Genomic DNA, 7,578 nt, shown 5'->3' with positions numbered 1-7,578 from the left:
CGCCCTCACTCCGTCACACCCCGGCGCGAGTCTCATCCTGATTGACGCTGAATCTCACCTAGATTGCCGTTATGCATGATAGATCGTTTCATGACTGACAGAAACGGGATGCCGCTCCAACCGCATTCTCCCGGCAATCTGTTGCGGCGACCACCCATCGCTGATGTGCTGGATCACGGACTGCCGTAGCTCGTCATACCGGATGAGCTTGCGTTGCTTCGAGCGACGCTCACGGCATTTCTGATCAGCAATCGTGCAGTAATAGCCGTTTAGATCCTTGATCTCATCATCGGTAAACTGGTTGCGCTTAAGTTCACGAAAAATGGTCGAGCGATGCCTTCCAAGTCTCTCAGCAATTACGTCAACGGAAAGCTTTGCAGTGTGCCAGCGCGCTATTCTGCGGCGTTCATCCAGATCAATATGCGAATAGGTGCGGTCCATGACGAGTTCCTTGCATTGGATAACCCATTGTTATCATTTGCAAGTCGCACTTCAAACTAGAACCCACCCCTGTTATAAGATCAAATCAGATAATATTAATTATGGAACTAAGATATTGGTTTCACAAGTTATTATGAATTTGAGCGCGGCCGTTCACCTAGAGCGCGTCCACTTTACTCGGGGTCATATCCGCAGGATTCGAAGTAGTTGGCGCATTCTTGTGGTTCGAACAGCGTGACGATCTGGCCGACGGTATTCTATTAGCCCTCGACGGTCCGCTCGGCTTTGGCGCGCAAGACGGCCTTGAGCTTGGCGAAGGCCTGGGGTTGAAGTCTGGACTGTATGGAGGAAGGTAGAGCAAGCTGCACCCCACACCTTCGATTGCGAGACGCACGCCCTGCGCCTTATGTGACGGCAGGTTGTCCATGATGACGATGTCGCCGGTCACCAGGGTTGGAATGAGAACCTGTTCGACATAGGCCTGGAATGCTAGCCCGTTCATCGCACCGTCGAGAACCATGGGCGCGGTCATGCCGGATATCAAGTTTAAACAAGCCCCGACTGGAAACCCAGCGCAGAGGTCGGAAGCGGAACCCGAAGGTGCCAGTGGAGAAGGGTGCCACCCCTAACCCAACAGCAATGGAACGACCGCGATGCGCGAGATGATGTCCGCTCACCGCAGCTCTCGCTTCAACAGCGTCTCCAGCCAGTCTGCAAAAACCTGAAGCCTGCGCGAAAGGTGCTGACGGTGCGGGTAGAGCAGCGTCATTGGCATCGGCTCGGCGCGGTGACTGGACATCACCTCAACGAGCTCGCCCGCTTCGATGTGATGCCTGACGTCATAGGCTGGGATCTGGATCAGGCCAAGACCGGCCAGGCAGCAGGCGATGTAGGCCTCGGCGCTGTTGACAGTGACACGACTGCGCATGGGCGTGGATTGCAACGCTCCTCCCTCTAGCCATTCCCATGATTCAACTCTTCCGCTCGAGGGCGATGCATAGTTGACCGCGACGTGGCCCTGCAAATCGTCAGGCGACTTGGGCATCCCATGTCGTTTGAGATAGTCAGGACTCGCCACATTGATGAGTTGGAGTTCCCCAATCGCACGCGCAATCAGGCCGGAATCGGCAAGTGGCCCAACCCGCAACACACAGTCGACGCTCTCGCCGACGAGGTTCACTGCGCGGTCGGTAACGCCCAGATCGATGTCTATCTCCGGGTATTCGTCCAGGAAGGCTGACAGCGCCGGGGCAATAATGAGGCGCCCGATACGGCCGGGAACGTCGATACGCAGCTTGCCCGCCGGGGTCGCGGATTGACGGAAGATGTTCTCGGTCTCCTCGACGTCGGCGATCAGGCGCACGCAGCGATCGTAGAAGGCCGAACCATCTTGCGTCGGCGACACCACTCTGGTTGTCCGATGCAGAAGTCTCGCCCCGATCCGAGCCTCCAACTCCAGCACCGCGGCCGACACCGACGATCGAGGCATACCAAGCGTATCCGCTGCACGGGTAAAGCTTGAGCATTCGACAACACGGGCAAAGATGCGAAACAGATCGATGCGGTCCAAATTAGAATACCTTTTATTGTCCAGACTTTCTGACAAGTGATGTCAGAATGATCAACTTTATAGGATAATCATAGACGATACTATGTGCTCTCGAAAGCGGCGGCATGACGCGGTCGCATACAAGCAAGGAGACCGACATCATGGCTGATCACAGCATCAAGGGTAAAACTGTCATTATCGCCGGAGGGGCGAAAAACCTCGGTGGTTTGATCGCTCGCGATCTCGCCAAGCAGGGCGCGAAAGCTGTCGCGATCCACTACAACAGCGCAGCAACGAAGGTGGAAGCCGATGCGACGGTTGCCGCCGTCAAGGCTGCTGGAGCCGAGGCGGTCGCGATCCAGGCTGATCTCACGACAGCCGGCGCGGTGGAAAAGTTGTTTGCCGACGCGGTCGCCGCTGTTGGCAAGCCCGACATCGCCATCAACACCGTTGGCAAGGTGCTGAAGAAGCCGATCGTCGAAATCTCGGAAGCCGAATATGATGAAATGAGTGCGGTCAACGCCAAGTCCGCATTCTTCTTCCTCAAAGAGGCTGGCAAGCATCTCAATGACAACGGCAAGATCTGCACGCTGGTAACCTCGCTGCTCGGCGCATATACGCCATTTTATTCGAGTTATGCCGGCACCAAGGCGCCGGTCGAGCATTTCACGCGTGCAGCCTCCAAGGAATTCGGTGATCGCGGCATCTCGGTGACGGCGATCGGCCCGGGCCCGATGGACACGCCCTTCTTCTATCCGGCTGAAGGCGAGGATGCCGTCGCCTATCACAAGACGGCCGCGGCACTGTCGAAGTTCTCCAAGACCGGCCTCACCGACATCGAGGATATCGTCCCCTATATCCGCTTCCTCGTCTCGGACGGCTGGTGGATGACCGGCCAGACCATCCTCGTCAATGGCGGCTATACCACCAAGTAAAATGACCGTTCAGGGGCGTGACAGCGACGTGCCGTTCTGCCTCTGAACGCTCCCCCCGGACAACGGCTGGCGCTTTTCATGAAGCGCGCCGGCCGATCCGAAGAACATGGATCATCACGGGAAGAACGCACGCCGATCCCCGATGGGGATCGTTACTATTTTCTAAGGAGAAACCGATGTCGGACGCATCCGATGAGTTGCGGCTTTTCGTGACGCTGAAAGTGAAGCCGGAACAATTGGCCACTTATCTGAATGCCATGAAAGACGAGGCAGCAGGCGCTCGCAGCGAGCCGGGGAATCTCGGTTTCGATCTATTCGAAGACGCGGGCAATGTACAGACCATCTACCTTCTGGAGCATTGGGCAAGCAAGGCGGCGCTTGAACATGAGCATGCACGGCAACCCTATTACATCCACGTTCGCGGACTTGAAGCAGACGCCCTGACCGGCGAATTTGAGGAGCGCCGGCTGCAGGAGGTCGAACCACAGCACCCCCGTCTCCGTCAGAGCGCAAAAAGCATCGGTGGTGGCAAGTTCCGCGCTGTCATTCTGAAATCCGCCGACGGCGACGCATTCAAAGTCTTGGAAGAGGCCTTCGCCGACCTGGCTTCGCACATGCGCAACGCCAGCGGAAACCGGGTCTTTTCCTTGTTCCGGAATCTGGAAAACGCGAATGAGCGCCTGTTTTTCGAGGCCTGGGACGACAACGATGGGCGCGATCAAGGCTGGGCGGCAGCTGCAGCACAGCGATTGACCACGCTTCTCGATGCCTCGTCCTGGGCAGAAAAGCACAGCATTGTCCTGATCGACCGCGGCAACGACGCTGCAGCCTAATTGGTGGCCCCGGTTTCAATCAACTTTTCGGTCACGCACCGAGGATGGAGGAAAATACGCATGCACATGCTTCTCGTCATAGCAGGCGGAATCCTTCTGCTCGGGGTCTTTTTGCTCTTCGGCAAACTCTGGGGCGGAGATCTCTCCGGGGTCGTCGCCGCGGCCAAGTTTTTTATTCCAGTCTGGTTTGCAATCGCTCTGACGAATATGTGGGTTGGCGTCACGCGGGCCGGCTATACAGTGGCTCAGGAATTGCCGATCCTTCTTGTCGTCTTTGCGGTCCCCGCAATCGTGTCGGCGGTTGCCATATGGCAACTCGGGGGAATCGCCCCGCCGCATTTGCCTCCTCACCAACAAGAAAGAACAACCATGTCGGTCACTCTTCCGCCAGCCCTTCAATCCGCCGTCAATGCGATAAACGCGGGCGACGAAGATGCCTTCGTTGCTGCCTTTTCCCCGGATGGCATCATCAATGACTGGGGACGCATCCTCAGGGGGGCCGATGGAGTGCGGTCGTGGGCACGTTCAGATGCGATCGGAGCTCAGGCCAGAATGGCAGTCCTTGAAGTGGTTACCACGGCTGATACGACGCACATCGTGTTCGACTGGCAGAGCCGCGTCTTCAATGGCCGCAGTCAGGCCTATGTGACCATCCTCGACGGACTGATTACAGAATTCCGCATTCCGTCAAAATAAGAGAAAACCAGGCCATGGCCGCTGAAACTGTTACCCAGGCCGCCGAAGCGGCCAGTCATGGCGGCATCGACCTGATCGCCGTCGTCGTTCTGCTTGCGGCCGCAGTCGTTGCCGTACCGCTGTTCCGCCGGGTTGGGCTCGGTTCGGTTCTCGGCTACCTGGCCGCTGGACTTGCAATCGGCCCGTTCGGTCTCGGCTTCTTCCACGACGCGCAATCGATCATTCATGTCGCTGAACTCGGCGTCGTGCTGTTCCTATTCATCATTGGTCTCGAAATGCAACCATCGCGCCTGTGGGCCATGCGTGGCGAGATCTTCGGACTCGGCTTGTTGCAGGTTGGCGTCGCCATTGCAGTGCTTGCATGGGTCGGTATAGCGCTTGGCTATCCGACTGCGGCGAGTTTCGTCGCCGGCACAGGCTTCGTACTGACTTCCACCGCCATTGTTATGCAGATGCTGCAGGAGCGCGGCGAGATGGGATTGCCCAAGGGCAGACGCATCATCGCCATTCTCTTGTTAGAGGACCTAGCAATCGTTCCACTACTCGCGCTTGTAGCGTTCCTCGCCCCGGGTGCGGCCGAGGCGACAGTGGGCGACCGGCTTATGGGTGTCGTAATCGGCCTTGCTGCAATCGCGGCGCTGGTGCTGGCTGGGCGTTATCTGCTCGATCCAATGTTCCGTTTGCTCGCGCGCTTTGGGGCGCGTGAAGTGATGACGGCGGCAGCCCTTCTGGTCGTACTCGGAGCTGCGGTGCTGATGCAAGCCGGAGGGCTCTCAATGGCCATGGGAGCATTCCTCGCGGGCGTGCTCCTGTCGGAGTCTTCCTTCCGCCATCAACTCGAGGCCGATGTTGAGCCGTTCCGCGGACTGCTGCTGGGGTTATTCTTCCTCGGTGTCGGCATGGCACTTGACCTCAACATCATCACAGCGAACTGGGCCGTGATCGCGATCTCGGTTCCGGCCTTCATGACCCTCAAGATGGCGGTGATTTACGGGGTCGCCCGGTTACTCAAGGCCGACAATCGCGAGGCCATCGAGCGTACGGTGCTAATGGCGCAAGGCGGCGAGTTCGCCTTCGTACTTTATGCGACCGCCACGCAATTCGGTATTCTGACGGCGGAGTGGAATGCCAACCTGACAGCGATCATCATCATCTCGATGGTACTGACCCCTTTGATGATCATCCTTCATGATAGATTGTTGCCGAAAACAGCACAGTCGATGGAAGGCGTCGAAGTCGCGGACAACCTGTCGGGCAACGTTCTACTCATTGGCTTTGGCCGCTTCGGCCAGATCGTCAGCCAGCCACTTTTGTCGCGCGGACATTCGATTTCGATCATCGAGACGAGCACCGAGGCGATCCGGAATGCCGAAGATTTCGGATTCAAGGTCTATTATGGGGATGGTTCGCGCCTCGACATCCTTCATGCCGCCGGTGCAGAACATGCGAAGGCGATCGTCATCGCCGTCAACGATGCGAAGGCCGCCAACGCGATTGCCGAGCTTGCCAGACACGAGTTTCCACTCGTGCCGGTTTTGGCACGCTCGTTCGACCGCGAGCATGCAATCGAACTGATCAATGCCGGGGTCGACTATCAGGTGCGCGAGACCTTCGAATCCGCACTTATTTTGGGCGAACGGGCACTAGTCGTTCTCGGCGACGCGCCGGAAGCGGCAACGGAGTTGATGGCTGACATCCGCCGGCGCGACGCCGAACGCTTCGAGATCGAGACGGTTGGCGGCATTTATGCCGGCCGGGATCTGATCCACGGAAATGCGCCGGGAAAGCCCGCGAAACCGGAGGCGTCATTATGATCGCCATGCCTGGAACACGTCGTCGCGGGGATGAGGAGCTGATTTCAGATGTTGTCAGCTTCTGGAAGGTGGCCGGTGCCGAAGGCCGATGGTTCGACAAGGACAAGAACTTCGACCGAAGATTCAATGAGCGCTTTCTCGATCTGCATATGGAGGTCGCTGAGCGCCTGCATGACGGCTGGATGGAAACACCGGAAGGCGCATTGGCGCTTCTGATCCTGACCGACCAGTTTCCGCGCAACGCCTTTCGCGGGACCGGACATATGTACGCGACGGATTCACTTGCCCGTCACTATGCCCGATTAGCCCAGGCGGTCAGGCATATGGAGCGCATTGAGCCAGATCTGCGCCTGTTTTTCTGTCTCCCATTCGCCCATTCGGAGGAAATGGCTGATCAGGACATCTCGGTGGCGCTCAATGCCCGGCTCGGAGAACCGTGGCTGTCGCATGCCGAGGGTCATCGCGACATCATCAAGCGTTTCGGACGCTTCCCGCATCGAAATCCTATGCTCGGACGACTGAGTACTCCCGAAGAAGAGACCTTTCTCCACAGTGGTGGCTTTGGGGGATAAAATCCTGTCAGGCAAACGGGGAAAAACAACATACGGGAGGGAAGCAGTATCGAGGCTGAGGTTGGGGGCTTATTGACGGCATGTCGGGTTTTGTTGTCCTGCTTGGGCAGGCAATCATCTATTTCGCCGCGATGGCGGCCATTTTTCACTATCGCGCGGCGATAGGGATCGGGGTCTTCTATTCCGTCCTCGGTGTCATGCACTTCCTCGAGACCTATCTCGCGGCCGTCTTCTTCATTGAACTCCCGTTCGGGCTGATCTCGCCGGGCTCTACCATGATGTTTGCGGGTAAACTCGCCTTCTTCCTGCTGCTCTACATTAAGGAAGATGCCGAGAGCATGCGCCAGCCCGTCTATGGGCTGCTGCTCGGCAACATCCTCATGGTGGCACTGACCGTGATCCTGCGTGCCTACAGCGGTACCGCGAACTTGCCGGGCAATAATGCGGATCTGCCCTTCCTTGACCAGATCGGCTTCCTCATGGTCTGGGTAACCTTACTGCTCTTCGTTGACCTGATCGCCATGGTGATCATCTACGAGCGGATCGGCCGGGACGCCCTTACCGGGATGAAGGATCGGGGACAGTTCGACACGAAAGGCCCGGCCATGTTGAAGGCGGCCTCGCGATCGAAGGTTTCGGTGAGCCTCATGATGATCGACATGGGGGTGCGGATAAAAACTTGGACTGGTTTTACGTCACAATGCCAAGACAGTTTCGATATTCGATTGGGCTTCGTGC

The 7,578-nt window shown here is 57.6% G+C and carries 7 protein-coding genes and 3 pseudogenes; 6 read left to right on the top strand and 4 right to left on the bottom strand.

Annotated elements, in window-relative coordinates; all coding sequences use genetic code 11:
- Window positions 1-78: 78 nt before the first annotated feature.
- The 3 genes and pseudogenes from FG152_RS26825 to FG152_RS26815 all read right to left on the bottom strand — a co-directional run.
- A pseudogene (locus FG152_RS26825) lies at window positions 79-441 on the bottom strand (transposase); the annotation flags it as partial.
- Between the two features lie 173 nt (window positions 442-614).
- A pseudogene (locus tag FG152_RS26820) lies at window positions 615-982 on the bottom strand (transposase); the annotation flags it as partial.
- Window positions 983-1,114: 132 nt separating this feature from the next.
- On the bottom strand, window positions 1,115-2,011 hold the full coding sequence (locus tag FG152_RS26815; RefSeq protein WP_109366494.1) for a LysR family transcriptional regulator: 897 nt from the start codon (window positions 2,009-2,011) through the stop codon (window positions 1,115-1,117).
- Between the two features lie 140 nt (window positions 2,012-2,151).
- Here FG152_RS26815 and FG152_RS26810 point away from each other — a divergent pair, with 140 nt between their 5' ends.
- Both FG152_RS26810 and FG152_RS26805 read left to right on the top strand, forming a co-directional pair.
- The gene (locus FG152_RS26810; RefSeq protein WP_498989403.1) at window positions 2,152-2,925 is read left to right on the top strand and encodes an SDR family oxidoreductase; all 774 of its coding nucleotides are present in this window, start codon (window positions 2,152-2,154) and stop codon (window positions 2,923-2,925) included.
- A gap of 176 nt (window positions 2,926-3,101) precedes the next feature.
- Window positions 3,102-3,758, top strand: a complete 657-nt coding sequence (locus FG152_RS26805; RefSeq protein WP_109366495.1) for an antibiotic biosynthesis monooxygenase — start codon at window positions 3,102-3,104, stop codon at window positions 3,756-3,758.
- 15 nt (window positions 3,759-3,773) lie between these two features.
- Here FG152_RS26805 and FG152_RS26800 read toward each other — a convergent pair whose 3' ends face one another.
- Entirely contained in the window at window positions 3,774-4,097 is a 324-nt protein-coding gene (locus tag FG152_RS26800; protein ID WP_498989399.1) for a hypothetical protein, read from the bottom strand.
- A gap of 30 nt (window positions 4,098-4,127) precedes the next feature.
- Between FG152_RS26800 and FG152_RS26795 the strand changes: the two genes are divergently transcribed.
- From FG152_RS26795 to FG152_RS26780, 4 genes and pseudogenes are all read left to right on the top strand, one after another.
- On the top strand, window positions 4,128-4,454 hold the full coding sequence (locus FG152_RS26795; protein ID WP_109366610.1) for a nuclear transport factor 2 family protein: 327 nt from the start codon (window positions 4,128-4,130) through the stop codon (window positions 4,452-4,454).
- A 14-nt stretch (window positions 4,455-4,468) separates the two neighbouring features.
- The gene (locus FG152_RS26790; protein ID WP_498989396.1) at window positions 4,469-6,268 is read left to right on the top strand and encodes a monovalent cation:proton antiporter-2 (CPA2) family protein; all 1,800 of its coding nucleotides are present in this window, start codon (window positions 4,469-4,471) and stop codon (window positions 6,266-6,268) included.
- A complete protein-coding gene (locus tag FG152_RS26785; RefSeq protein ID WP_498989393.1) occupies window positions 6,265-6,840 on the top strand; it encodes a DUF924 family protein in 576 nt (191 codons plus the stop codon). Before FG152_RS26790 ends, FG152_RS26785 begins: the two co-directional genes overlap by 4 nt.
- An 80-nt stretch (window positions 6,841-6,920) precedes the next feature.
- A pseudogene (locus FG152_RS26780) lies at window positions 6,921-7,578 on the top strand (hypothetical protein); the annotation flags it as partial.

The sequence above is a fragment of the Ochrobactrum sp. XJ1 genome (assembly GCF_024701725.1).
GTDB lineage: Bacteria > Pseudomonadota > Alphaproteobacteria > Rhizobiales > Rhizobiaceae > Brucella > Brucella anthropi.
Note: the sequence above shows the minus strand (reverse complement) of the source record. Positions and strands in the feature narration are given on the sequence as shown.